This is a genomic window from Enterobacter cloacae complex sp. 309I3 (assembly GCF_050031595.1).
Taxonomy (GTDB): Bacteria; Pseudomonadota; Gammaproteobacteria; order Enterobacterales; family Enterobacteriaceae; genus Enterobacter; species Enterobacter cloacae.
On record NZ_JBLGWI010000001.1, the window covers coordinates 4716091 to 4742340 of the forward strand.

Consider the following 26250-nt stretch of genomic DNA (forward strand, 5'->3'; position numbering starts at 1 on the left):
ACCTCCACTCAGAACTTATAACCGCGATGCAGTGCGACGACACCCGCCGTCATGTTGAAATACTCAACGTTTTCAAACGCCGCATCCTGCATCATGGCCTTCAGGGTGTCCTGATCCGGGTGCATGCGAATGGATTCCGCCAGATAGCGGTAGCTTTCTGCGTCGTTTGCCACCAGTTCGCCAATACGCGGCAGAACATGGAATGAATAGGCGTCGTAGGCTTTGCTCAGTGGCTCGATAATCGGTTTGGAGAACTCAAGCACCAGCAGACGTCCGCCCGGCTTCAGCACGCGATACATTGAGCGCAGCGCTTTTTCTTTATCGGTGACGTTACGCAGGCCAAAAGAGATAGTGATGCAGTCAAAGGTATTGTCCGGGAACGGCAGCGCCTCGGCGTTTGCCTGCACATATTCCACATTCCCCACCACGCCGATGTTACGCAGCTTCTCACGCCCCATTTTCAGCATGGAGTCGTTAATATCAGCCAGAACAACACGCCCGGTTTCACCCACCAGACGGGAGAATTTCGCGGTCAAATCGCCCGTGCCGCCGGCAAGGTCCAGTACCGTTTGTCCACGACGCACACCGCTACAGTCGATGGTGAAGCGCTTCCACAAGCGATGAATGCCGAATGACATCAAGTCATTCATCACATCGTACTTCGCCGCCACGGAATGAAATACGTGGGCCACCATGTCAGCTTTCTGCGCTTTGGCGACAGTCTGAAAGCCAAAGTGCGTTGTGTCTTGTGAATCGTCAACCATCTCAGAGCCTGCTTATCAGTAAAATGTTCGTGAAGTGTAACAGATTGGGCGCGTTTGCCCTACGTTTCAACCACCACGTAAGAAACGCGCCAGATGCGGGTCTGGCGATAACTCTGCCGCTAACTCGTTGTCTTCACTGTCTCTCTTTTGTCCATCAGCGCCTTCGCGCAGGCGAAACTCTTCGTCCTGTACCGTGGCTTGCTCAACCAGTTCCGGATTAATCTCGCGTTTAACCTCCACCCCCAGGCCGCGGAAGGCTTCGGCTTGCGCCAGCAGATTGCCCCGCCCGGAGGCGAGTTTTTTCATCGCCTGGCGGTAGTTGTCCTGCGCGCGGTCCAGGCTTTGCCCGACCGAGGACATATCATCCACAAAGAGGCGCATTTTGTCGTACAGCTTGCTGGCGCGATCGGCAATCTGCTGCGCGTTGCGGCTCTGATGTTCATAGCGCCACAGGTTGGCAATGGTGCGTAACGCCACCAGCAGTGTGGTGGGGCTGACCAGCATAATGTTGTTTTTCAGCGCTTCAGTTATCAGTTCCGGCTGTCTGTCGAGTGCCAGCAGAAAAGCAGGCTCTACCGGGATAAACATCAGAACATAGTCAAGCGAGCGCAAACCCGGCAACTGCTGATAGTCTTTTCTGCCCAGCAGACGAATATGGTTCCGCACGGAGGCAATGTGCTCCTGCAACGCCGATTCGCGGGTGTAGTCATCCTCCGCGTTGAAGTAACGCTCATAGGCCACCAGCGTCATTTTGGCATCAATCACCACATCTTTACCCTGCGGAAGACGCACGATGACATCTGGCTGCATTCGCGAGCGGGCGTCGTTTTCTATGCTGACCTGGGTTTCGTATTCATACCCTTCGCGCAGTCCAGAGGCTTCCAGCACCCGCGTGAGGACGACTTCACCCCAGTTACCCTGTGTTTTGTTATCCCCTTTCAGGGCGCGGGTCAGGTTGACCGCTTCCTGCGCCATTTGTGCATTCAACTGCTGCAGATTACGAATTTCGTGTGCCAGGGTGTGCCGCTCGCGGGCCTCCTGACCAAAGCTGTCCTGCACCTGACGACGGAAACCGTCCAGTTGCTCACGCAGAGGCGTCAGGAGACTGTTCAGACTCTGGCGGTTTTGTTCGTCAACGCGGCGGTTGCTGTGCTCAAAAATGCGGTTCGCGAGATTCTCAAACTGTTCGCTGAGGCGCTGCTCGCTGTTCATCATCTGGCGGATTTTGTCTTCCGCATGCAGTTGAGTGGATTCCAGGCGGGTCGTGACTTCACGGAGATCGGCTTCCAGTGAGGTGTTGATATCACGCAGATTGCGCAGTTCGTTGTTGAGTAACTCGCACTCGTCTCGCCAGTGTTCACTCAACGCAAGTTGCTGTTTTGTCGCGCTTAACTCGGCGACTATCTCTTCACGCTCTGCCAGCTGATCGGCCTTTTGCTGCGCGTGCTGATAGCTGGAAATCAGCCAGCCTATCGCCACGCCCGCGAGCGCAATCACCGCGTAAATCAGGATTGAGAGATCCACAATGCCCCCTGCATCAACGTATTACCGCACAAAATAAGATTGTGCTGTATAAACGTCCAGTTTGAAAGGGTTTTCCTGCGAGGCGCTACGCAAAAAATAAAGGCCGAACGTGTCGGCCTTTGATGTCAGAAAAGAGGATTAGATCAGACGACGGGCCGCTTCAACCACGATTTTTACCGCATGACTTTCGGTTTGTTTCATGGTTTCGGCGTTCGGGATTTCCTGCTGGGTACGGTTGACGATAACCCCCGCCACCATACCGGCACGCAGACCCTGGCTTGCGCACATGGTCAGCAGCGTTGCGGATTCCATTTCATAGTTCATCACGCCCATAGACTGCCACTCTTCCATAGAGCCTTTAAAACGGCTCACCACACGGCCAGAGAAGGTGTCGTAACGCTCCTGACCCGGGTAGAAGGTGTCCGACGAGGCGGTTACGCCCACGTGCGTGGTTGCGCCAACGGATTTCGCCGCTTCAACCAGCGCCGTCGTACATTCAAAATCGGCAACCGCCGGGAATTCCATTGGTGCAAAGTGCAGACTCGCCCCATCCAGACGCACGGACGCGGTAGTCACCAATACATCACCCACGTTGATATGCGGCTGGATCGCACCGGTCGTCCCGATACGCAGGAACGTCCGGATGCCCAGCTGCGCCAGTTCTTCAACGGCAATGGAGGTAGATGGGCCACCGATACCGGTAGAGCACACAATCACGGCCTTACCATCCAGCTCTGCACGCCAGGTGGTGAATTCACGATGGGCTGCCAGCTTAACCGGCTTATCCATCAGCGCGGCGATCTTTTCCACACGCTCAGGATCGCCCGGGACGATCGCGAGCGTAGCCCCTTGTAAATCGTTTTTGGTGAGGCCGAGATGAAAAACATCAGACTTAGACATAGGTGACTCCTCTGTGGGTCGGTTAGTCAGAAGAAGTAAAACGGTACTTTACAGAAGCGATACGCATAATTTCGTGACACATCTCACCATGAATGAAAATGATTGCAGTAGATTTCCATAAAAGAGTGATTTACATCACATTAACAAGTTATATCGTGGTGTGCTGCACAAAAGATAGACCGTTTAAGGCACTGTGGGTTGTTAACCTGGTGTCTATATTTACCTTTGCGCTAACTCATTGGTACGGAGAATGCCATGACTGAAAAAACCGGTTTTGCACCTGCTGCGGCTCCGCATGCCTCAACCATCGTCTCAACGCCTGAAGACGCCATTACGGCGGGAGAGACCTCCATTCCCTCGCAGGGGGAAAATATGCCTGCTTACCACGCGCGACCAGCATCGGCAGACGGTCCGCTGCCGATCGTGATTGTGGTTCAGGAAATTTTCGGCGTTCACGAACATATTCGCGACCTCTGCCGCCGACTGGCGCTGGAAGGTTACCTGGCCGTTGCGCCAGAGCTCTATTTCCGTCAGGGCGATCCGAACGACTACAGCGATATCCCAACGCTTTTGAGCAACCTTGTCAGTAAAGTGCCGGATGCACAGGTGTTGGCCGATCTGGATCATGTTGCCAACTGGGCGGCGCGTAACGGCGGTGATGCGCATCGACTGATGATAACGGGGTTCTGCTGGGGGGGACGCATTAGCTGGCTGTATGCCGCGCACAATCCGCAGTTGAAAGCTGCTGTGGCCTGGTACGGTAAACTGGTGGGCGAAAAAACGCTGAACTCGCCAAAACATCCGGTTGATATCGCCACAGACTTAAATGCCCCGGTGCTGGGACTGTACGGTGGTCAGGACACGGGTATTCCGCTCGACACGGTAGAGACCATGCGCCATGCGCTACGCGCGGCGAATGCAAAGGCCGACATTGTCGTGTACCCGGATGCCGGACACGCGTTTAACGCCGATTATCGTCCGAGCTATCACGCGGAATCAGCCAAAGATGGCTGGCAGCGGATGCTGGCGTGGTTTAGCCAGTACGGCGGCAAGAAAGCGTAAACATAAAAGCCCGGTGGCGGCGATGCCTTACCGGGCTACATAATGGGATCGACTCTGTCTTAACCCTGACGCAAATTCTGCGCCGCTTTCACCATATTCGCCAGCGCCGCGCGGGTTTCCGGCCAGCCGCGGGTTTTCAGACCGCAGTCCGGGTTCACCCACAGGCGCTCTGCCGGAATGCGCTGGGCGGCTTTCTTCAGCAGGGCTTCGATCCACTCCACGCTCGGCACGTTCGGGGAGTGAATGTCATATACGCCCGGCCCGATTTCGTTCGGGTAATCGAACTCTTCGAATGACTCCAGCAGTTCCATATCTGAACGCGAGGTCTCGATGGTGATCACGTCGGCATCCAGTGCGGCAATGGAATCCATGATGTCGTTAAATTCGCAGTAACACATGTGGGTGTGGATCTGGGTGTCGTCCTTCGCCACTGCGGCATTGATGCGGAACGCTTCCACACCCCACTGCAGGTAGGCGTCCCAGTCGCTGCGACGCAGCGGTAATCCCTCGCGCAGGGCCGGTTCGTCAATCTGGATGATGCCAATGCCCGCCGCTTCCAGATCCGCCACTTCATCGCGCAGCGCCAGCGCAATTTGCCTGGCGATGGTTTCACGGGTCACGTCCTCACGCGGGAAGGACCAGCAAAGAATGGTCACCGGACCGGTCAACATGCCTTTTACCGGCTTGTCGGTCAGGGACTGGGCATATTTAGCCCATTCGACGGTGATCGGGTGCGGACGGCTGACGTCACCGATCACCACCGGTGGTTTTACACAGCGGGAACCATAGCTCTGTACCCAGCCGTTTTGGGTAAAGACGAAACCGTCCAGATGTTCACCGAAGTACTCCACCATGTCGTTACGCTCTGCCTCCCCGTGAACCAGCACGTCCAGGCCTAAGCGCTCCTGCTCCACAATCGCCTGTTTGATATGTTCCGCGATGCCGGTGCGATAGTTGGCCGCATCAAGGTTGCCCTTTTTGAAGTCCAGGCGCAGGCCGCGGATCTCGGTAGTTTGCGGGAAGGAACCGATGGTGGTGGTTGGCCACGCAGGCAAGTTGAATCGGGCGCGCTGGGCTTCTGCACGCACTTCATAGGGGCTTTGACGCTGGCTGTCCTGCGCGGTGATAGCCGCCAGACGTTTTTCCACCGCCGGGTTGTGAACGCGAGACGAATGACGACGGGCCTGAATCGGAGCGCTCCATTCGGTAATCGCCGCCGTGTCACCGCTGTTCAGGGCATCACGCAGCAGAGCCAGTTCTTCACATTTCTGCAAGGCAAAGGCAAACCAGCTTTTCACTTCCGCATCCAGGCGGGTTTCAACGCTGAGATCGATAGGGCTGTGCAGCAGTGAACACGAAGAGGCCACCCATAGCTCACGTTTGCCGACGATGTCTTTAATCTGAGCATATTTTTCTGTCAAATCGGCGCGCCAGACGTTACGACCGTTTACCAGCCCGGCAGAGAGCAGCCACTCCGCTGGCAGGCGCTTGTGCAGTTCTGCAACATCATCTTTTCCATGCACCAGGTCAACGTGCAGGCCCTGCACTGGCAATTTGGTGATGGTGCCGAGGTTCGGTGTCACACCTTCAAAGTAGGTGGTAAGCAGCAGCTTCACCTGCCCGGTCAGTGCATCGTAAGCCGGTTTGAAGGCATCGAGCCACGCTTGCGGCAGTTCGAGCACCAGTGCCGGTTCGTCGATTTGCACCCACTGAATACCGCGTTTGCCCAGCTCAATCAGCACCTGTTTGTAGACCGGCAGGATATCCTTCAGCAGGCTCAGACGATCGAACGGCTCGCCTTTGACTTTTCCTAACCACAGGTAGGTCACTGGCCCCAGCAGCACCGGTTTCACCTGGTGCCCCAGCGCCAGCGCTTCGTCCACTTCATCCAGCAACTGGGTCCAGGTCAGTTTGAACTGCTGACCTTTAACAAACTCCGGCACCATATAGTGATAGTTGGTGTTAAACCACTTGGTCATTTCCGCCGCTGCCGCTGGCTCACCGGTTGGCGCACGGCCACGGCCGATGCGGAACAGCGTGTCGATATCTACCGATCCATCGTTGTTCTGATGACGAGCCGGGACATTGCCAAGCAGCAGGCTGGTCGTCAGAACATGGTCGTACCAGGCGAAATCGCCCACCGGCAGCAGGTCTACGCCCGCCTGTTTTTGCTGCTCCCAGTGGCGGGCACGCAGTTCGCGGCCCACTGCCAGCAGTTCTTCACGCGTGGTGTTTCCTGCCCAGTAGCTTTCTTGTGCTTTTTTTAGCTCGCGACGCAGGCCAACGCGAGGGAAACCGAGAGTGTGATTGCGGATTGTCATGTCATGCCCCTTGTGAAATTCGTTATTTAGACGTCCAGATGTTTACACATCTATAATTGGCAGGTACTGTATATTCCTCAAGCGCAAAATGTTCATGGCGAAGTGAAGGACTTTCATGATCGAGATAAAACACCTGAAAACGCTACAAGCGTTGCGAAACTGCGGTTCTCTCGCGGCGGCGGCGGCCTCACTGCACCAGACTCAGTCCGCCCTTTCTCACCAGTTCAGCGATCTGGAACAACGTCTCGGCTTTCGTCTTTTTGTGCGTAAGAGCCAGCCGCTGCGCTTTACCCCCCAGGGCGAGATCCTCCTGCAGCTGGCAAATCAGGTGCTGCCGCAGATTGCCAGCGCGCTTCAGTCCTGCAATGAGCCGCAGCAAACTAAATTGCGTATCGCCATTGAGTGCCACAGCTGTATTCAGTGGCTGACCCCCGCGCTTGAGAACTTCCGCCAGAAGTGGCCGCAGGTAGAAATGGACTTTACCTCCGGCGTGACGTTTGACCCGCAGCCGTCACTCCAGCAGGGCGAGCTGGATCTGGTGATGACGTCAGACATTCTGCCGCGTAGCGGCCTGCATTATTCGCCAATGTTCGATTATGAGGTGCGTCTGGTGCTGGCACCGGATCATCCGCTGGCCAGCAAGACGCGTATCACCCCGGAAGACCTGGCGACTGAAACGCTGCTGATATACCCGGTGCAGCGCAGTCGCCTGGATATCTGGCGCCATTTCCTGCAGCCGGCGGGCATCAGCCCACAGCTGAAAAGCGTGGATAATACGTTGCTGTTGATTCAGATGGTTGCCGCCAGAATGGGCATCGCGGCGCTGCCGCACTGGGTGGTAGAGAGTTTTGAACGCCAGGGCCTGGTGGTCACCAAAACCCTGGGAGAAGGACTGTGGAGCCGGCTGTACGCCGCCGTGCGCGATGGCGAGCAGCGTCAGCCGATCACGGAAGCGTTTATTCGCTCAACGCGGAACCACGCGTGCGACCATCTTCCGTTTGTGCGGAGCGCGGAGCGACCCAACGGCGATGTACCCACAGCGAAGCCAGGATCACCGCTCCCCCAATAAGGAAACTCGGCCAGTGGGGCTGTTGCTGCCAGATAGCAAGGTTTACCAGTAGCCCCGCGGGCACGTGCACGTTGTTCATGATGCCCAGCGTACCGGCGTCTACCTGAGTTGCGCCATAGTTCCACATGAAGTACCCCAGCCCCGAGGCCACCACGCCCAGCCAGACCAGAATGCCCCACTGCACGGTAGTGGTAGGTAATTTTTGCGGGTTACCCAGCATAAACCAGGCTGCGACCGCGACCACCGCCGCCCCCATATAGAACCAGGCAAACGCGTTGTGCTGCGGCATCGGGCGGGTTTCCATCAGGCGCTTGTAGCCCACCATACCAATAGCGAAGCTGATGTTTGCTAACTGCACGAACATCAGGCCGGTCCAGAAGTGATCGCTCACTTTATCGTAGCGAATAATCGCCGCGCCAATCACCGCCAGCGCCGCGCTCAACAGATAGCCCCAACGCAGACGACGCCTGCTGAGCAGGTCGTAAATCAGCGTGATATAGAGCGGCGTCAGCACTGTAAAGAGCAGAAACTCCGAGACGGACAAGTAGATATACGCCCGAAAGCTAAACAGATACATGATGCCGAGCTGCATCGCCCCCACCAGCATATACAGCAAAACGGTTTGCAGGGATTGTCCGCGCGTACGCAAAAAGGGCAGGAACACCAGCGCCGCCAGCCCCACGCGCATCAGCACCGAGAAATAGCTGTCGACCGATCCGGCAAGGTATTCGCCAATCAGGCTAAAGGAGAAGGCCCACAGGATAGTGGTGATAATGAGTAGCGCCACAATGCTTGTCTCTCAGAAAGAAGGAGAGGCATTGTAGCGAACTCTTTAGTTGACAACTGAGCAATAAACAACCAAATGAAGATTATTCAAGGAACAGCTTGCGCAGATATTTTGGTACCGCATTGTCTGCGTTGGTGCCGATCACTTCCAGCTCCGGGTGCAGGTCTTTCAGGCGCTGGTGCGCGTTCTGCATGATGCAGCCTTTACCCGCCATCGAGAGCATCTCAGCATCGTTCATGCCATCACCAAAGGCGATACAATCTTTCAGCTCAAAGCCCATGCGTTTGGCCACCGCTTCCAGAGCGTGCCCCTTGGAAACGCCACCCGCCATCACTTCCAGGCAGGTCAGCGTGGAGAAACTTACGTTGACGCGATCGCCCCAGCGGGCGTTGATCGCCTGCTCCAGCGGCAGCAGTTCTTCGTGACTTTCGCAGGTAAAGAAGACTTTGCTGATCCCTTCCGGCTCGAGCAGACCTGGCTCATACAGGGAGTAGTTAAACACCGCTTCTTTGAAGAAGCGCATCTCTTCCGGGCGGTGGCGGTTCATGAACCAGTCATCGTCGCGGTAAACGTTCGTGACAATAGCCGGATTATTGTGCACCACACCGAACAGATCGGCGGCAATATCGCGATCCAGGTTGTGGGTAAAGATCAGATTGCCATCGGTGTCGTGAACGCGCGCACCGTTGGAGGTGATCATGTACGATTTAATCTCAAGATTATCGCGGATCTGCCCCACATCCACGTGGTGGCGCCCGGTGGCAAACACAAAGTGCACGCCACGGGCAGTCAGCAGCTTTAAGGTCTCTTTCGCGTACGGCGACAGGGTGTGGTCGGGGGAAAGCAGCGTGCCATCTAAATCAGATGCAACAACCTGGTACATAGGAAAATTTAACCTCAATAGAAAATCAGTTATGCCGGTCGAAAAACTCGACGATGGCGTTAAGCGCGACTGAGCGCATAGCGTCCTTTTCAAAAAGGATCTCATGGTACGCGCCGTTGATGACCAGCGGTTTACCCCCTTCACAAGGGTGACCGGCGGCAGCGCGCAGTTCACAGAAACGGTCATGCATGCGGTTATCCACCACACGCTCTTCTTCAGCCTGAATCAGGAGTGTCGGCGTGTCATCATCACCAACGCCCGCCAGAACCTGCTCCCCGGCATGTATCCCCTCCCGCACCCAGTGCCAGGTGGGGCCGCCAACGCGCAAGCGAGGCTCATCGGCATAGAAGCGCAGGTTGCGGCGATAACGCTGACGGCTATGGGTTAAGACGTTGAGGGCAAACGGCAAAGCCCGCCAGCGCCCTGTTCCGATGGCGTAGCCTTCACGAATGCGCTGATGGCCCTCAGCCCAGTCGAGAAGATGGCGCACCATCCAGTCCGGAAAACGTATCACAATGCCATACATCGGCGCGGTCAGCGCAATGGCATCGCACTGGTGATCGTAGCGCTGCAAAAAGAGCGTAGAGATCGCGCCGCCCATGGAGTGCGCAAGAATATAGCGCTTACGCCACGGGCCAGGCTGCACTTCCTGCTGCCAGAAGGCGGCAAGATCGTCGACATAATCGCTGAAGTTATCGACATGGCCACGATGGGTATCCGGCAACATTCGACCGGAAAGCCCCTGCCCGCGATGGTCGATAATTAACACGTCAAAACCCAGATGGAACAGGTCGTACGCCAGCTCGGCATATTTGATGTAGCTTTCGATACGCCCGGGGCAGACCACAATCACCCGGTCATTTTTTTCATCACGGAAACGAACAAAGCGTACCGGGATATTCCCGACGCCCGTAAACTCATCTTCCTCACGCTGACGCCAGAAATCGGTCAGCGGCCCCATGGAGAAAGCAGCAAATGCGTTTTCTCGTGTTTCCCAGTCCTTTTTCTGCTGCAACATCGGGTTTCCACCCCCCGTCATTCAGGGAATATCGTTTTTTTCGTAACTGGTCACAAAATGACTCAACAATAGCGTATTGTGGCATAAAAACAGACGATTCGGGAGTTTCAAATGACCTTCGAGTGGTGGTTCGCTTACCTGCTGACATCCATCATCCTCAGCCTGTCACCGGGTTCGGGGGCAATTAATACCATGACAACCTCCATTAACCACGGTTATCGCGGGGCGGCAGCATCCATTGCCGGTTTGCAAACCGGACTGGGGATTCACATTGTGCTGGTGGGCGTGGGTTTAGGGACGCTCTTCTCCCGCTCGGTGCTGGCATTTGAAGTGCTGAAATGGGCCGGTGCGGCATATCTGATTTGGCTCGGCATTCAGCAGTGGCGCGCAGCAGGCTCAATTGATCTCAACACTCTTGCCCGGACGCAAACGCGCGGTCGCCTGTTTAAGCGGGCGGTGTTTGTGAATCTGACCAACCCAAAAAGCATCGTTTTTCTGGCTGCCCTGTTCCCGCAGTTTATCGTCCCGCATCAGCCGCAGGTCATGCAGTATGTAGTCCTGGGCGTGACCACCATTGTTGTCGATATTATTGTGATGATTGGCTACGCGACGCTGGCGCAGCGGATTGCAGCATGGATTAAAGGGCCTAAGCAAATGAAGGCCCTGAACAAAGTGTTTGGTTCGCTGTTTATGCTGGTTGGCGCGCTGCTTGCGTCAGCGCGTCATGCTTAGCGAGAGATAATAAGATGGATACCAAAGCCGGCGAACAGCGCGCCGGCGAAGCCGTCAATCCACTTCGCGATGCGCTGATAGCCACGGCGCATCGCCGGTAAGGCAAACAGGCTGGCAACAACGGTGAACCACGCAAACGTCTCAACCACAATCAGCAGGAAGATACCCCAGCGTGCACCCGCCCCCACGCTGTCGCCCACGAACAGAGAGAAGACGGAACCGAAATAGATAATCGCTTTCGGGTTCGCCAGGTTGGTCAGCAGCCCTTTCACAAAGCTACGGCCGCCCGTTGCCAGCTCAACTTTTGGCTCTTGCGGTTTTTTCTCTTCTTTCTTCAACGCTCCGCGCAGCATCTGGTAGCCCATCCAGCACAGGTACAGACCGCCACCAACCATGATGATGTTATGCAGCCACGCCATCTTCGCCAGGATCAGGTTCAGGCCAAGCAGCGCCACGGCCGCCCAGACCATAACACCCATAGTGATACCCAACACCCCCATCATTGCTTCTTTGCGGGAGCGGCTGACGGCGGTTTGTGACACGAAGAAAAAGTCAGGGCCCGGGCTCATCAGCGCAACAATGTGCACCAACGCCACGGTAAGAAATAGCATTAACATAATTCGCTCGCGGGGAAATAATTCAGTGAGTCATCATCCTGGCACTTTTTTGCGCGGCTGACTACTCCTCATCATCACCATCGACATGTGAACGGATGAGCGCCATGAATTCTTTACCAAAGCGCTCCAGCTTGCGCGTGCCCACGCCGTTGACGCTGAGCATTTCGCTGGCGCTGAGCGGCATCTGCTCGGCCATCTCGATCAGCGTCGCGTCGTTGAAGACCACATATGGCGGAATGTTCTCTTCATCGGCAATCGCTTTACGCAGCTTACGCAGTTTGGCAAACAGCTTGCGGTCGTAGTTGCCGCCGTAGGATTTCTGCATCACCCGCGGTTTCAGGGCAACTACGCGCGGGACGGCGAGCTTGAGTTCAACATCCCCTCGCAGCACCGGGCGCGCGGCTTCGGTGAGCTGAAGCGCGGAGTGCTGGGCGATGTTCTGTGTGGCAAAACCGAGGTGAATCAACTGACGAATAATGCTGACCCAATGCTCGTGGCTTTGGTCTTTGCCAATACCGTAGACAGGCAGCTTATCGTGGCCCATGTCGCGGATACGCTGGTTATTGGCGCCGCGCAGCACTTCCACCACGTAGCCCATCCCGAAGCGCTGATTAACACGGTATATGGTCGAAAGCGCCTTACGCGCGTCCATCAGGCCATCGTACTGCTTTGGCGGGTCGAGACAGATATCGCAGTTGCCGCACGGCTCCTGACGCCCTTCACCAAAGTAGTTGAGCAGCACCAGACGACGGCAGGTCTGCGCTTCCGCAAACGCGCCCATGGCGTTGAGTTTGTGACGCTCGATATCCTGCAGCTGTCCCTGCGGTTTCTCTTCAAGGCAGCGGCGCAGCCACGCCATATCGGCCGGATCGTAAAACAGCATCGCTTCCGCAGGCAGGCCATCACGGCCGGCGCGACCGGTTTCCTGGTAGTAGGATTCGATATTTCGCGGAATGTCGAAGTGCACCACAAAGCGGACGTTGGGCTTGTTAATGCCCATGCCGAACGCCACCGTCGCCACCACAATCTGCAGGTCATCACGCTGGAATTTTTCCTGCACGTCGGCGCGGATGTGGTTTTCTAACCCGGCATGATAGGCCGCCGCGCTAAAGCCGCGGTTTTGCAGACGCGCAGCGGTGTCTTCCACCTTCGCGCGGCTGTTGCAGTAGATGATGCCTGACTTGCCGCGTTGCTCCTGCACATAGCGCAGAAGCTGATCCAGCGGCTTGAATTTTTCCATCAGCATATAGCGGATGTTCGGGCGGTCGAAGCTGCTGACCTGGATCAGCGGGTCGTTCAGCCCCAGCAGGCGGACGATATCCAGCCGCGTGGTGTCATCTGCCGTGGCGGTCAGCGCCATAAACGGCAGTTCAGGGAAGCGCTGACGCAGCTGACCAAGTGCCGCATATTCCGGGCGGAAATCGTGGCCCCACTGCGAGATACAGTGTGCTTCATCAACGGCCAGCAGAACGGGATTCCAGTGCGCCAGATGGTCGAGGAAGTTATCCAGCATCAGACGTTCTGGTGCGATATACAGCAAGCGAACCTGTCCGGTACGGCAACCGGCCATCACCTCTTGCTGCTGCTCGCGGGTTTGCGTGGAGTTAAGACAGGCCGCCGCCACGCCGTTGGCGAGCAGCTGGTCAACCTGGTCTTTCATCAGAGAAATCAGCGGCGATACCACGACCGTCAGGCCATTAAGTACCAGCGCGGGCACCTGATAGCAGAGCGATTTACCGCCACCGGTCGGCATTACCACCAGGCAATCACGGCCTTCCAGCACGGTTTCAATGATGGTTTCCTGGCCAGGACGGAACTGCTGGTAGCCAAAGGTTTCATGCAAAACCTGTTTAGCCAGCGACTCCTGATTCAATACTTCCGCCTGCGCCACGTTAACCCCATATGCCAGAAATGAAACAGGCGCTATTTTCAGCGCCTGAGAGAGAAACTTCAACGTTTAACGCAAAAACATTCGAGCGTCTTAGAAAATATCGTTCAGCATTACGCCGACACCCACGCGGGTCTGATTGAAGTTGTAATCGATGAGCGACTCGCCGTAACCGCTGTAGACCTGCGTATAGATACGCACGTGTTTGGTCATCGGGTAGCTTAAGCCCACTTCTGCGCCGCCGTAACCGGTGTTCCAGTTGTACTGGCCCCTGGCGCTCAGCACCGCATCACCCAGCTGATAGCCAATCCTGAGCTGATAGTAGCCCATATATTTGGTGATATCCGGGTTGTCATCGGTGCTGCCCACCACGTACCACGGCTTCACTTCCACCATCATATTACCGTTTTGCGCCATCAGGCGCGTATAGGCGCGGTTCCAGCTACGTGAGGTTGGATCGGAACGGCCGTTGGAGTCATGGTTGAAGCCCACTTCAACGTCACGCAATGTCCAGCCTGCAAACTCATAATCCGTTGCGAACCCCAGGAACAGCTGGGGCTCATAGTTGGTTTCACGGAACGGTGAAGATTCACCGCTGTTGGAAAGCTGCCACCAGGATTTCTGGGTATAAGATGCACCGAGAACCGAATTCGGCCCCAGAATGCCGCGCCAGAACGGAAATGCGAGACTGAGCTGATATTTCACCTCATCTTTGCGCGCATTCTCAGCCCAGTCATAGGAGCGAATCGCCTCTTTGTTGAGATCGCTGGTCCAGGTATAGAGCACATAGTTGGTGTCGTACGGGTAGAGCGTGAAGGGATTATCATGCTCCTGCAGCAGGTTAGCGATAATGCTACCGCGAACTGCTGGCGTATCATGCACCTCTTTGACTGTCGCTTCCTGCGCATAGGCTGTGAGGGGCAGCGCAACCGCTGCCAGTAACCCTGCCAGATACGTCCGCATCGGTGGTGTTCTCCTGCAAAATGTTAAATGATCTGAATCGTTATATGGCGCACATTCTACAGACTTCTGCAGCAACTGCTGCATCCTCGTTTCTGAAAGTGGCATTCTTGTCTGTCCGGGCATAAAATCAACATTTTATTAACATTAAGGATGTGATGTCTCATGTCAGCCATGCTAACCGCCGAAGAAGCGTTAAAACTCGTGGGCGAGATTTTTGTTTACCATATGCCGTTTAACCGTGCGCTGGGACTGGAGCTGGAGCGTTACGAAAAAGACTTTGCCCAGCTCAGTTTTAACAACCAGCCGATGATGGTAGGCAACTGGGCACAGAGCATTTTACATGGCGGGGTGATTGCCTCCGCGCTGGACGTGGCTGCAGGGCTGGTATGTGTTGGCAGCACCCTGACCCGCCATGACACCATCAACGAAGACGAGCTGCGTCAGCGCTTATCCCGCATGGGTACCATCGATTTACGCGTCGATTATCTGCGTCCCGGGCGCGGAAACCGCTTCACCTGCAGCAGCAGCCTGCTCCGTGCGGGTAATAAGGTCGCCGTGGCGCGTGTTGAATTGCATAACGAAGAACAACTTTATATCGCCAGCGCAACCGCCACTTATATGGTGGGTTGAAGCTGAAAAATCGGGTAAAGTTAATTCACTTTTTTGTCACGGATTTTCCCGATGGATGCTAAACAGACGCGGCAGGGCGTGTTACTCGCCCTTGCCGCTTATTTTATTTGGGGTGTCGCCCCCGCCTACTTTAAATTTATCGCTTACGTACCGGCTGATGAGATCCTCACTCACCGCGTCATCTGGTCCTTCTTCTTCATGATCGCGCTGATGAGCGTCAGCCGTCAGTGGTCTGGCGTCAAAACGCTGCTACAAACCCCGAAGAAGATCTTCCTGCTGGCACTCTCGGCAGTACTGATTGGCGGAAACTGGCTGCTGTTTATCTGGGCGGTGAATAACCATCACATGCTCGAAGCGAGTCTGGGCTACTTTATTAACCCGCTGGTGAATATTGTGCTGGGGATGATTTTCCTCGGCGAGCGCTTCCGCCGGATGCAGTGGCTGGCGGTGATCCTCGCCTTCTGCGGCGTGCTGGTTCAGCTGTGGACCTTCGGTTCGCTGCCTGTTATTGCGCTGGGGCTGGCGTTCAGCTTTGCGTTCTACGGGCTGGTGCGTAAGAAGATTGCCGTGGAAGCGCAAACCGGCATGCTGTTTGAAACCCTGTGGCTGTTGCCGGTGGCCGCTATCTATCTGTTCGGCATTGCCGACAGCCCGACCAGCCACATGGGCAGCAACCCGTGGTCCCTGAATGTAATGCTGATGGCCGCAGGCGTGGTGACGACCATCCCACTGCTCTGCTTTACCGGTGCGGCAACGCGCCTGCGTCTGTCCACGCTGGGCTTTTTCCAGTACATCGGCCCGACGCTGATGTTCCTGCTGGCGGTGGTGTTTTACGGCGAAGTGCCGGGTGCGGATAAGATGGTGACGTTCGCGTTTATCTGGGTGGCGCTGGCGATTTTTGTCGCTGATGCGATTTATACCCAGCGCCGGGTGCGTAAAGGGCTGTGATTTTCCCCTCTCCCGGTGGGAGAGGGAATTCGATCGTAGGGCGGGTAAGCGCAGCGCCACCCGCCAGATTTTTACAGCCAGTTGCGACGCTTGAAATAGAGATACGGCGCCAGCCCGGCGAGGATCATAAAGATAATCGCCCCAGGATAGCCGAAACTCCACTTCAGCTCTGGCATAAACTCAAAGTTCATCCCATAGCTGGATGCCACCAGCGTCGGCGGCAGGAACACCACGGATACCACCGAGAAGATCTTGATAATGCGGTTCTGCTCGATGTTGATAAAGCCCATCGCCGCCTGCATCAGGAAGTTGACCTTCTGGAACAGTGATTCGTTGTGCGGCAGCAGGGATTCGATATCGCGCAGGATCTCACGCGCCTGTTCCAGCTGGCCGCCCGGCAGACGCGCCTTGCGCACCAGGAAGTTCAGCGCGCGTTGGGTATCCATCAGACACAGACGCACCTTCCAGCCGATATCTTCCAGCTCCGCCAGCGTGGAGAGCGCTTCGTCGTATTCATCACCCTGATGGCCTTCCATGATGACGCGGCTCAGTTTTTCCAGATCGCTGTATATATTTTCAATCTCATCCGCCAGCTGCTCAATTTTGGTTTCGAACAGATCGAGCAGCAATTCGTAAGCATTGCCGTCCACCATCGCCTGGCTGCGGGCGCGCATGCGATAGAGACGAAACGCCGGCAGTTCGCGCTCGCGCAGGGTAAACAGGCGACCGTCGCGAATGGTAAATGCCACGGTGGAGTTCCCCGCGTGGTCTTCGGCATCTTCAAAGAAGAAGAAGGAGTGAATGTGCAGGCCGTCTTCGTCTTCAAAAAAACGTGCGGATGCTTCGATGTCTTCCAGTTCCGGGCGAGTTGCCAGACTCTGCCCCAGCTCAGATTGTACGCGCAGGCGTTCATCGTCGTCCGGCTCGACCAGATCCACCCATACGGCATCAATGAGGGGCTGTGACTCTTCGGCTTCAAGCCGAGTCAGTCGGTTATTTTCGAGTTGAAATGCGCTCAACATGACCGGGACTCCCAATGCAAAAAATATCGGACAGTTCGGTGGGCACACAGAAACAAATTGGGTTTCAGACCATTAAACAGCCTGACTCAGCGCGACGGGAATAATGCAGGTCGCTGACAACCACTAAGGCCATCAGCAAGAGGAGATAGCCTTAGGAGTTGTTCCTGGATGACAGGGAATTGAGCCAGTATCTACTGGGTGTGTCCAAGGCGAATGTCCTCTTAGCGTAATCGTGCGCGCATGTTACGCCAGCAGCAACTGTGGCGTCAACACGCAACGAAACGCTGAAGAGCATTAATTGACCTTCAACGTATAAGGCTAGCAGATTATTACAAAATAATTATATTTTTCTGAAAGTTACACTGCTTCCAGCTTGGCATACGCGGCCACCAGCCATTTGATCCCCTGCCCTTGGAACGCCACCTGCAGGCGACTGTGCTCGCCGCTGCCTTCCAGATTGACGATGGTGCCTTCGCCAAACTTCGAATGGCGCACGCGCTGGCCCAGCTTGTAGCCAGTGTCGGTTTCCGCAATCGGCGAGCCCATCCGCTGATGGCTGACCGGGCGGCTGATACTGGCACGCAGACGAACCTCTTCGACACACTCTTCCGGCAATTCGCCGATAAAGCGCGACGGACGGTGATAGACCTCTTTACCGTACAAACGGCGGGTTTCAGCGTAGGTCAGCGTCAGCTTCTGCATCGCTCGCGTCACGCCCACGTAAGCCAGACGGCGCTCCTCTTCCAGACGCCCGCCTTCATCCAGCGACATCTGGCTCGGGAACATGCCCTCTTCCATGCCGACGATAAACACCTGCGGGAATTCGAGGCCTTTGGCAGAGTGCAGGGTCATCAGTTGAACCGCATCCTGCCAGGTATCTGCCTGCCCTTCGCCCGCTTCCAGCGCGGCGTGAGAAAGGAACGCCTGCAGCGGCATCAGGTCTTCGTCTTCTTCGTTGTAGCTGAACTGGCGCGTTGCCGTCACCAGTTCCTCTAAGTTCTCAATACGGGTCTGGCCCTTCTCGCCTTTCTCCTGCTCGTACATGGTGCGCAGGCCGGAGTCTTTGATCACCCGGTCAGTCTGCACGTGTAGCGGCATGTCGGCGGTTTCCTGCGCCAGCGCGTCAATTAATTCCAGGAAGCGCTGCAGCGCGCTGGCAGCGCGTCCGGCGAGGGCTTTTTCCTGCAACAGCTCGCGGCACGCCTGCCAGAGCGTAAGCTGGCGATCGCGCGAGGCCTGACGCACCACGTCCAGCGTTCGGTCACCAATGCCGCGGGTTGGCGTATTCACCACACGTTCAAACGCCGCATCGTCGTTTCGGTTAGCGATCAGGCGCAGATACGAGAGCGCGTCTTTGATCTCCTGACGTTCGAAGAAGCGCATGCCGCCGTAGATACGGTACGGCATGCTCACCTGCAGCAGCGCCTCTTCCAGCACGCGCGACTGGGCGTTGCTGCGGTAGAGAATGGCGCACTGTTCCAGCGCGCCACCGTTGTCCTGCCAGGTTTTGATGCGGTTCACCACGAAACGTGCTTCGTCGAGCTCGTTGAAGGCGCAGTAAATCGAAATCGGCTCACCGTCGACCCCATCGGTCCACAGCTTTTTACCCAGGCGCCCGTTGTTGTTTTCAATCAGGGCGTTGGCCGCGCTGAGGATATTGCTGGTCGAGCGGTAGTTCTGCTCCAGACGGATGGTTTCGGCGCCGGGGAAGTCGTTGAGGAAGCGCTGAATGTTTTCCACCTGCGCGCCACGCCAGCCGTAGATGGACTGGTCGTCATCGCCTACGATCATCACCTTGCCGGTATCCCCGGCCAGCAGGCGGATCCAGGCGTACTGGATGTTGTTGGTATCCTGGAATTCGTCCACCAGGATATTGGTGAAGCGTTCACGGTAATGCTGCAGGATATGCGGTTTGTTCAGCCACAGCTCGTGGGCGCGCAGCAACAGTTCGGCAAAGTCCACCAGCCCGGCGCGGTCACACGCTTCCTGGTAGGCCTTGTAAACGTTCTGCCAGGTCTGCTCCACCGGATTGCCAAAGCTCTGAATATGGTGCGGGCGCAACCCTTCGTCTTTCTGGCCGTTGATGTACCACATCGCCTGACGCGGCGGCCACTGTTTCTCGTCGAGATTCATCGCCTTAATCAGGCGTTTCAGCAGACGGAGCTGGTCTTCACTGTCGAGGATCTGGAAATCCTGCGGCAGATTGGCGTCCATATGGTGCGCACGCAGCAGACGGTGCGCCAGACCGTGGAAGGTGCCGACCCACATGCCGCCCTGGCTGGTGCCCATCAGTTGGGCAATACGGTGGCGCATCTCCGCCGCCGCCTTGTTGGTAAACGTGACCGCCATGATGGAGTACGGAGAGCAGTTTTCCACGCTCTGCAGCCAGGCGATACGGTGAACCAGCACGCGCGTCTTACCACTGCCCGCCCCAGCCAGCACCAGCAGGTTGGTACGCGAGGCGGCAACCGCGTCACGCTGTTTGTCATTAAGGCTGTCGAGCAGGTAAGAAACGTCCATTGGCACCGTCACATAGTATTCAGGAACACAGCAAAGCGCCCGGTGGCGCTTTGCTTACCGGGCCTACAACTGCAAAAACCCTGGTAATTTATACAATATTACTGGTGATTATATCAGCGTCGTGAGGGATGCCAACCGTGAAATTTCCAGGTGCGGCAGAAGACGGCTGTCCGGGGCGATCATCAGGTCCGTCTTTTCTGGCTTGATCCAGCAGGCCTGCATACCGCAGCGGATGGCACCCGCTACGTCTGTGGTCAGGTCATCACCCACATGCAACATTTCGCCGAGCGGCAGGTTCAGCTTCTCCGCCGCCAGATGATACATATCGTTAAACGGCTTCGAGCGCCCGTGCGGACCCGCCCGCAGCACAAATTCGAAGTAATCCCCCAGACCAAACAGATCCGGCTGCGCATTGCCATTGGTGATTGCGACCAGCGGCCATTTTTCTGCCAGTTTTGCCAGCGTGTCGTGCGTTTCCTGCGGCACGTCGATACGGCTGCGCCATTTGGCGAAGTTTTCCATTGCGGCTTCAGCTCCGACTGCCGCATCCTGTGCGCTCAGCCCAGCGTTGAGCATCGCCTGCTCCACCGCACGGCGACGCCATTCGGTTACATCGTGATAAATATCCGGCTCGGTCTCACGCAGGGACTGGCGCAGCAGCTGAAAGTCCTTGTTCTGCATCGTCTTCAGCGCCGGATGGTAGTTCTGAACAAACGCCAGCGACTCCTGCTCAGTACGCAGGATCACTTCACGGTTGTCATAAAGGGTGTCATCAAGATCAAAAGTCAGGGCTGAGATGTGACCCAGTGGGCGGTAAAAACGCATTATTTCCCCCGTTTGGCGCGTGGATGCGCCGCGTCATACACCGACGCAAGGTGTTGAAAGTCTAAGTGGGTATAGATTTGGGTGGTGGAGAGATTCGCGTGGCCGAGCAGTTCCTGCACGCCACGCAGATCGCCACTCGATTCCAGCATATGGGTAGCAAAGGAGTGGCGCAGCTTGTGCGGATGGACGTGGCTGTTGAGCCCCTGCTTAATGCCCCACTCTGCAAAGCGTTTCTGCACGTTACGCGCCGAGATCCGTTTGCCGAGTTTCGACAGGAACAGCGCATCCTCCTCGGCGCCAAAAAGCCCGCGCAGATCCAGCCAGTGCTCAATCCACGAGACGGCATTACGGCCAATTGGCAGGCGGCGCTCTTTGCTGCCCTTACCCATCACCCACACTTCGCCGGACTCCAGATCGAGATGTTTTAAATCGAGATTAACCAGTTCGGAAAGACGCAGACCCGCACCGTACATGACCTCCAGCATCGCGCGATCGCGCACGGCCAGCGGGTCGTTGAGGTCAATATCCAGCAGGCGGTTTACATCGTCGACGTCGATATTTTTCGGCAGGTGACGCGGGGCTTTCGGCGTGGCGATGCCTTTCGCCGGGTTGGCTTTTAAGCCGCCCTGGCTCACCAGCCAGTCGAAGAAACTGCGCAGCGCAGAAAGCCTGAGTGCCAGACTCGCCGGGCTTAGGTTTTTTTTACGGCTGCGCACAACAAACCCACGGACGGTTGCAGCGTCACATTGTTGCCAGCTTTTCAGGCCGATCTCATCGGCAATCTGCATGATGGCATCAAGCTGACGCTGATAGTTCAGCAGCGTAATGGGGCTTAGCTGACGTTCAACGCCCAGGTAGCGCAGAAAGCGCGAGACGTCAGTCGCGAGCAGGGCGTCCGTCATACACGTTCAATCCAGCGCTCCAGCAGCTCAGGCAGCATCAGGGCGATCTCCTGCAGCAGCTGCGTGCCTTGTCCCTGCTCGTAATGATGCGCGTCGCGGCTGGTAAATAACATCACCCCCAGATCGCCATCACGCCCCATCATCGACATCGCCACCGAACCTATCGCTTTCGCCTCCGGCAGTACCACCAGCAGTTCCGGCCCGTTAAGCGGCCCAAGATAGTGATGTTCGTGGCCCAGACGCTGAATACGCAGGGGTTCAAACGCCTGGCGACTCAACGCCAGATGGGTAAAACCGGACGGCGCGCCAATGCGCCAGCGGTCAGGGAAAAGACGAATCGTTGCACCAGCCAGCCCCAGTTCACGCGCCCAGCGGTGGAAGCGGCTGAGAAATTCTTCAAGGCTGTGCGCCGAGGCCAGACGCGCCTGCAGATGCAGAAGACGATAGAACAGGCTTTCGTTCGTGTTGGCCTGCTCCATCAGCAGCGTCATGTTCTCTTCAAGCTGATTGATGTGGTTGCGCGAGCGTGCCATGTGCCATTCGACCAGCGACACGGTCCCGCGAACCGGATGCGGCACACGCATCGCTTCGACGACGCGTGCATTGCGAATAAAAAACTCAGGATTGCGCAGCAGATAATCAACAACAGCCCTGTCGTCCAGTTCCGTCACCGTTTCCTGCAGTTCTTCCCCTGGTTGTTTCATAGATGGATAAACCCGTCATAGACATGTGCCGCCGGGCCAGTCATATACAGTGGATGACCCGGTCCTTTCCAGGCGATATCAAGACGACCGCCTGGTAACTCCACGCGAACCTCTTCGGCCAGTAACCCCTGAGAGATGCCGACGGCCACCGCAGCACAGGCACCGCTTCCGCAAGCCTGCGTTTCGCCCGCGCCGCGCTCGTACACGCGCAGACGGATATGCTCACGCTTCACCACCTGCATAAAACCGATATTCGCCCGTTCCGGGAAACGTTCATGGCTTTCCAGCACCGGACCCAGGGTTTCAACCGCGGCCGTTTCCACGTTATCGACCTGAATCACACAGTGTGGGTTGCCCATCGAGACGACGCCACACAATACTGTCTGCTCGGCCGCACGCATAATATAGGTCTTTTCCGCTTTGTTTGCGCGAAACGGCACCGCAGAAGGTTCGAAGTTTGGCTCGCCCATGTTCACGCGCACCAGCTCGTCATCGGTAACGCTGAGCACCATGCGGCCATTCGCCGTGCTGACTCGGATATCGCGTTTGTTGGTCAACCCTTTCAGGCGGACAAAGCGGGCAAAACAGCGCGCGCCGTTGCCGCACTGATTCACCTCGCTGCCATCCGCATTGAAAATACGGTAGTGGAAATCGAGGTCGGGATCGTACGGCGGTTCAACCACCAGCAGCTGATCGAACCCCACGCCCAGGTGTCGATCCGCCAGGCGGCGGATCAGTTCCGGGGAGAAAAAGACATTCTGCGTTACCGCGTCGACGACCATAAAATCGTTACCAAGGCCATGCATTTTAGAGAACTGCATCATTTGCTCCATTGCGCGGGTACAGAACGTGATCGTCAGAGATTAACCTGAGTCGGGCCACCGTTGTTGCCACGATCGTTAGTGTCTGGCGTAGATGACTCAATGCCGCTGTTCACAGGTTTCGTCGGCGGCGGCGCGGTTTTATCCGCTGGCGGGAAGTACAGCGGCCCCTTCAGCCCACAGCCAGTCAGACTAAACAGCGTGATGAGAACGGCAAGCGTTCGGAAAGCGTTTTTCATTATAAAGTTGCCCGTAAGTTCAAATCTGTTTCTATCATCGCAGGAGAAGACACAAAAGCAAGAGTTTGCCGCTTTCCTGCAACGGGAATTATTTAGGGTTATACTGCCGGCATCACGAAAAACAGGAACAAAACCATGAACGACAGTGAATTCCATCGCCTTGCCGACACCCTGTGGATGACCATTGAAGAGCGCCTGGACGACTGGGAAGGCGACAGCGATATCGATTGTGAAATCAACGGCGGTATCCTGACCCTCAGTTTCGAAAACGGCAGCAAAATTATTATTAACCGCCAGGAGCCGCTTCACCAGGTATGGCTGGCGGCCAGACAGGGTGGCTACCATTTCGATCTGAAAGGGGATGAATGGGTTTGTGACCGTAGCGGCGAAACCTTCTGGGATCTGCTGGAGCAGGCTGCAACCGCGCAGGCGGGTGAAGATGTGAGTTTCAGGTAGTGTTGTTGCCCGGTGGCGGCTACGCCTTACCGGGCCTACAACGGCTCGGACCGTAGCCACCCGGCGAAAAGCATCACGAGAAATACTGCTGCAACAGCGGTGCGGTATCCTGATTCGCAGGCACGGCAGGCGTGACGGCCTGAGTACGGAACGGAATCACCTGCGCACGGCCATCGACATTAACAATCTGGTAGAACTGCGGCAGGTTGAAGTTGATGAAGCTGGAGCCGTAGGTGAAGCGGTCGTGTGATGAGGAGTAGAAGCGGCTAACGTCACGCACCAGCTCCTCTTTACTGCCTTCGCAGTGGTGATACACCTCTGCGCGGTTGGTCTCATCAAGAATATAGATGTTGAAACCGGCATCGTCTCCCGACTCTTCAAAGAAGAACTGGATAATCCCTTCACTGGCAAATCCATCCACCACCTGCGGCAGCTTGACGTGGTTAGTCTCCACCTGAACCGACAGGCCATGCAGTTTGTTGTGGGAAATCGCGCCGTAAAACTCAATGGCGTTCTCCAGCTTCTGCACCGACACGTTCAGGCGTTCGAAGAACAGACCCCAGGTTTGCCCTGAAACACGCAGCGCTTTAAAGCGACCGGTTTCCTGACGGGTACTGGAAAGACGCAGCTCAATACACTCTGAAACTAACTGCTGCACGCGGGTACGAATCAAACCACGCAGGTGCTGGCTGTAGCAGAACACTTCCACGCTGTCCGGCGGCGCGGCATCCTGGTGCATCTTACCGAGAATGGTTTTCAACGCTTCGATCATCGCCTGCTCGCCGTTGAAGTGCAGCGTACGCACTTCGTTCCACGAGTTGCGGTACAGCAGATCCACGCTGCCGACCAGGCAATTTTGCTGCTCGCCAAAGCTGAAGACGTCCAGCTTGCGGAAGTCAAAATGCACGACCTGATTGCGGAAGGCCGCCGTCGGGTCATATTCCAGGTTGACGATAATCGCCAGATGACGAATTTCACACGGGCTGTAGAGCGCTTTTGGCGTGGGTGCTGGCAGACGCAGCGGGAAGTGATGGGAGACATCTGCCACCATCTCCTGCAGTTTGGCTAAATCGACCACCTCGTTGCCTTTGATAAACAGGCGGGTGCGCGAGGTCAGCAGGCCGTTAAACCAGGCCCAGGCCACCAGCTTGTTCAGGTAACGGTTATACTCCAGCGGCTGATGGCTAATGATCGAATCCATGCTTGGGGCACGGTTATACAGATACCACCCGGTGCGGTTCGCGCGGCCCGGCGGCACATAGATAAAGGTCAGGTTTGGCTCTGACAGATCGGGCGAAATTTGCGGGTTAACCAGGGTGACTTTGCCCGGCAGCGCTTCAAACGCGGCATACAGTTTGCGGGTCAATACCCCGATGTCCTGCGGGCTGGCGGACACGCTGAGGTTGTTACGGCGCGCAAAGCGGATCAGGTTACGGTAGCTTTGCATCATCGCATCAAGCAGTTCGTTGTGCGCTTCACGCACCTGATCGATTTTCCAGTTGGCGCGATTGTCGAGCATGGAGAGACGGTCTTCGCCCCATCCCCACTCTTTGACGAGCTGAGAAACTACTTCACGACGCCAGCCCACGCAGGCGCGTTCGCGGCTCAATTTCTCACAAACTTTGAGATAGAAACATCGACGCACCAGGTCGAGACGCGTGGTGTCATCAATGGCTTTCAGGTACTCGGTAACGCGTTCCAGCATCATGCAGTAGGCGTCAAGCCCAAAGGAGACAATCTCCCCGTCGTGCAGACGCTGCTTGATATCTTTCGCCAGCAGGCGTGGGGTTGGGTATTCCCAGGAATAGGCTTCGAGCAACAGCGTTTTCAGCACCGCTTTGTACGGTGAGTCGATGCTCTTATAAAGCTGCCAGAGGCTCGCGCCAAAGTACTCTTCGGCTGACAGGGAGCTCAGGCCGCCCAAATCCAGCCATTCGTTTGGCGTCAGTACGCCCTGCGCGTAGAGCGACATCACGTAATCATCGTAATGCTCTTCTTCTTCGCACGGGACCATATTCCACAGAATACGCTTCCCGGCCAGACGCACTGCCGTACGGTAAAATTCGTCCAGCAATAAAATGTGCTGCGTTGAGCCACAGTCCTCACCACCCAGACTGCCGCTTTCGTTATGGCGGAAACGGTTTTCATCAATCAGGAAGAAGCTCACTTCCACGCCAAGCGATGCCGCCCAGCTTTCCAGCAGGCTACATTTACGCTGCAGCAACTGACGCTCTTCGTTATCGAGCCAGGATTGATGGCAGACCCAGATGTCCAGGTCAGACGAACAGCTTTGCCCTACCGAAGAGGTGCTCCCCATGGAGTAAACGCCGGTGATAGGCAGTTCACCTTTCGGGGATTCCTGCGGCGGCATGCCACGGTAGAGTTCAAGTTCGTTGAGATAATGCTGTTGGGTTTCATCAGGCGTGAAAAGGCAAATGCCCTTGGGAACGTTACCGTCAAGGTAACCCGGCATCAGCGGATGGTGATAGTGCAATAATGTCGGCAGCAGACTGTATACCTGCTGGAAAGCAGGGCCCATGGCAGCAAGCGCGCGATCCACACGCAGTTGATTGATGGCATCCAGTCTCTGTTTCAGAGTCTCAATATAGAGGTACAAGACGTATCGCCTGATGTTTCCGGGTGTCGCAAGCTATT

25 protein-coding genes are annotated in these 26250 nt (G+C 56.3%); 6 read left to right on the forward strand and 19 right to left on the reverse strand.

All coding sequences use genetic code 11. The features are described from left to right. Positions 1–8: 8 nt before the first annotated feature. From ubiE to udp, 3 genes are all read right to left on the reverse strand, one after another. Entirely contained in the window at positions 9–764 is a 756-nt protein-coding gene (ubiE, locus tag ACQG22_RS22585; RefSeq protein WP_013099241.1) for a bifunctional demethylmenaquinone methyltransferase/2-methoxy-6-polyprenyl-1,4-benzoquinol methylase UbiE, read from the reverse strand. 66 nt (positions 765–830) lie between these two features. Further along, a complete protein-coding gene (gene rmuC, locus ACQG22_RS22590) occupies positions 831–2288 on the reverse strand; it encodes a DNA recombination protein RmuC (RefSeq protein WP_048972351.1) in 1458 nt (485 codons plus the stop codon). Positions 2289–2426: 138 nt separating this feature from the next. Further along, positions 2427–3188: a uridine phosphorylase gene (udp, locus tag ACQG22_RS22595; RefSeq protein WP_003860792.1), complete on the reverse strand. Its 762-nt coding sequence runs from the start codon at positions 3186–3188 to the stop codon at positions 2427–2429. Positions 3189–3443: 255 nt separating this feature from the next. Here udp and ACQG22_RS22600 point away from each other — a divergent pair, with 255 nt between their 5' ends. Continuing rightward, the gene (locus ACQG22_RS22600; RefSeq protein WP_013099243.1) at positions 3444–4250 is read left to right on the forward strand and encodes a dienelactone hydrolase family protein; all 807 of its coding nucleotides are present in this window, start codon (positions 3444–3446) and stop codon (positions 4248–4250) included. A 59-nt stretch (positions 4251–4309) separates the two neighbouring features. On the opposite strand, the gene metE is transcribed toward ACQG22_RS22600, so the two are convergent. Continuing rightward, complete coding sequence (metE, locus tag ACQG22_RS22605) at positions 4310–6571, reverse strand: 5-methyltetrahydropteroyltriglutamate--homocysteine S-methyltransferase (RefSeq protein WP_061772247.1); 2262 nt, start codon at positions 6569–6571, stop codon at positions 4310–4312. Positions 6572–6686: 115 nt separating this feature from the next. Here metE and metR point away from each other — a divergent pair, with 115 nt between their 5' ends. After that, positions 6687–7640 (forward strand): HTH-type transcriptional regulator MetR, encoded by a 954-nt coding sequence (metR, locus tag ACQG22_RS22610; protein WP_013099245.1) that lies wholly within the window; start codon positions 6687–6689, stop codon positions 7638–7640. Here metR and ACQG22_RS22615 read toward each other — a convergent pair. The 3 genes from ACQG22_RS22615 to pldB all read right to left on the reverse strand — a co-directional run bounded on the left by ACQG22_RS22615 (position 7528) and on the right by pldB (position 10328). Further along, positions 7528–8427, reverse strand: coding sequence for a carboxylate/amino acid/amine transporter (locus tag ACQG22_RS22615; RefSeq protein WP_023621553.1), 900 nt, complete (start codon positions 8425–8427; stop codon positions 7528–7530). The two genes, metR and ACQG22_RS22615, sit on opposite strands and share 113 nt — an antisense overlap. A gap of 82 nt (positions 8428–8509) precedes the next feature. Next, complete coding sequence (gene yigL / locus ACQG22_RS22620; protein ID WP_013099247.1) at positions 8510–9310, reverse strand: sugar/pyridoxal phosphate phosphatase YigL; 801 nt, start codon at positions 9308–9310, stop codon at positions 8510–8512. Between the two features lie 25 nt (positions 9311–9335). Next, a complete protein-coding gene (gene pldB, locus ACQG22_RS22625) occupies positions 9336–10328 on the reverse strand; it encodes a lysophospholipase L2 (RefSeq protein WP_013099248.1) in 993 nt (330 codons plus the stop codon). Between the two features lie 111 nt (positions 10329–10439). Between pldB and rhtB the strand changes: the two genes are divergently transcribed. After that, on the forward strand, positions 10440–11060 hold the full coding sequence (gene rhtB / locus ACQG22_RS22630) for a homoserine/homoserine lactone efflux protein (RefSeq protein ID WP_013099249.1): 621 nt from the start codon (positions 10440–10442) through the stop codon (positions 11058–11060). Here rhtB and rhtC read toward each other — a convergent pair. The 3 genes from rhtC to pldA all read right to left on the reverse strand — a co-directional run bounded on the left by rhtC (position 11057) and on the right by pldA (position 14528). Then, a complete protein-coding gene (gene rhtC / locus ACQG22_RS22635; RefSeq protein ID WP_014833703.1) occupies positions 11057–11677 on the reverse strand; it encodes a threonine export protein RhtC in 621 nt (206 codons plus the stop codon). The genes rhtB and rhtC overlap by 4 nt on opposite strands. A 61-nt stretch (positions 11678–11738) precedes the next feature. Then, the gene (gene recQ / locus ACQG22_RS22640; protein ID WP_029883130.1) at positions 11739–13568 is read right to left on the reverse strand and encodes an ATP-dependent DNA helicase RecQ; all 1830 of its coding nucleotides are present in this window, start codon (positions 13566–13568) and stop codon (positions 11739–11741) included. Positions 13569–13658: 90 nt separating this feature from the next. Continuing rightward, positions 13659–14528, reverse strand: coding sequence for a phospholipase A (gene pldA, locus ACQG22_RS22645; RefSeq protein WP_013099252.1), 870 nt, complete (start codon positions 14526–14528; stop codon positions 13659–13661). Between the two features lie 162 nt (positions 14529–14690). Here pldA and yigI point away from each other — a divergent pair, with 162 nt between their 5' ends. Next, complete coding sequence (yigI, locus tag ACQG22_RS22650) at positions 14691–15158, forward strand: acyl-CoA thioesterase YigI (protein WP_013099253.1); 468 nt, start codon at positions 14691–14693, stop codon at positions 15156–15158. A 51-nt stretch (positions 15159–15209) separates the two neighbouring features. Then, on the forward strand, positions 15210–16106 hold the full coding sequence (rarD, locus tag ACQG22_RS22655) for an EamA family transporter RarD (protein WP_029883129.1): 897 nt from the start codon (positions 15210–15212) through the stop codon (positions 16104–16106). Between the two features lie 71 nt (positions 16107–16177). Here rarD and corA read toward each other — a convergent pair whose 3' ends face one another. From corA to lptM, 8 genes are all read right to left on the reverse strand, one after another. Continuing rightward, complete coding sequence (gene corA, locus ACQG22_RS22660) at positions 16178–17128, reverse strand: magnesium/cobalt transporter CorA (protein ID WP_008501540.1); 951 nt, start codon at positions 17126–17128, stop codon at positions 16178–16180. 151 nt (positions 17129–17279) lie between these two features. Continuing rightward, complete coding sequence (gene ysgD / locus ACQG22_RS22665) at positions 17280–17336, reverse strand: YsgD/CorL family protein (RefSeq protein WP_212743980.1); 57 nt, start codon at positions 17334–17336, stop codon at positions 17280–17282. Between the two features lie 149 nt (positions 17337–17485). Then, positions 17486–19648, reverse strand: coding sequence for a DNA helicase II (gene uvrD / locus ACQG22_RS22670; RefSeq protein ID WP_013099255.1), 2163 nt, complete (start codon positions 19646–19648; stop codon positions 17486–17488). 108 nt (positions 19649–19756) lie between these two features. Further along, positions 19757–20473 (reverse strand): 5-amino-6-(5-phospho-D-ribitylamino)uracil phosphatase YigB, encoded by a 717-nt coding sequence (yigB, locus tag ACQG22_RS22675; RefSeq protein WP_369706808.1) that lies wholly within the window; start codon positions 20471–20473, stop codon positions 19757–19759. Further along, entirely contained in the window at positions 20473–21375 is a 903-nt protein-coding gene (gene xerC / locus ACQG22_RS22680) for a tyrosine recombinase XerC (protein ID WP_013099257.1), read from the reverse strand. Before xerC ends, yigB begins: the two co-directional genes overlap by 1 nt. After that, a complete protein-coding gene (locus tag ACQG22_RS22685; protein WP_013099258.1) occupies positions 21372–22079 on the reverse strand; it encodes a DUF484 domain-containing protein in 708 nt (235 codons plus the stop codon). The genes xerC and ACQG22_RS22685 overlap by 4 nt, the downstream gene beginning before the upstream one ends. Continuing rightward, positions 22076–22900 (reverse strand): diaminopimelate epimerase, encoded by an 825-nt coding sequence (gene dapF, locus ACQG22_RS22690; protein WP_013099259.1) that lies wholly within the window; start codon positions 22898–22900, stop codon positions 22076–22078. The genes ACQG22_RS22685 and dapF overlap by 4 nt, the downstream gene beginning before the upstream one ends. Before the next feature lie 35 nt (positions 22901–22935). Next, a complete protein-coding gene (lptM, locus tag ACQG22_RS22695) occupies positions 22936–23139 on the reverse strand; it encodes an LPS translocon maturation chaperone LptM (protein WP_013099260.1) in 204 nt (67 codons plus the stop codon). A 135-nt stretch (positions 23140–23274) separates the two neighbouring features. Here lptM and cyaY point away from each other — a divergent pair, with 135 nt between their 5' ends. Beyond that, complete coding sequence (gene cyaY, locus ACQG22_RS22700; RefSeq protein WP_013099261.1) at positions 23275–23595, forward strand: iron donor protein CyaY; 321 nt, start codon at positions 23275–23277, stop codon at positions 23593–23595. A 73-nt stretch (positions 23596–23668) separates the two neighbouring features. Here the strand turns inward: cyaY and cyaA are convergent, their stop codons facing one another. Further along, entirely contained in the window at positions 23669–26212 is a 2544-nt protein-coding gene (gene cyaA / locus ACQG22_RS22705) for a class I adenylate cyclase (protein ID WP_369706809.1), read from the reverse strand. Positions 26213–26250 lie beyond the last annotated feature (38 nt).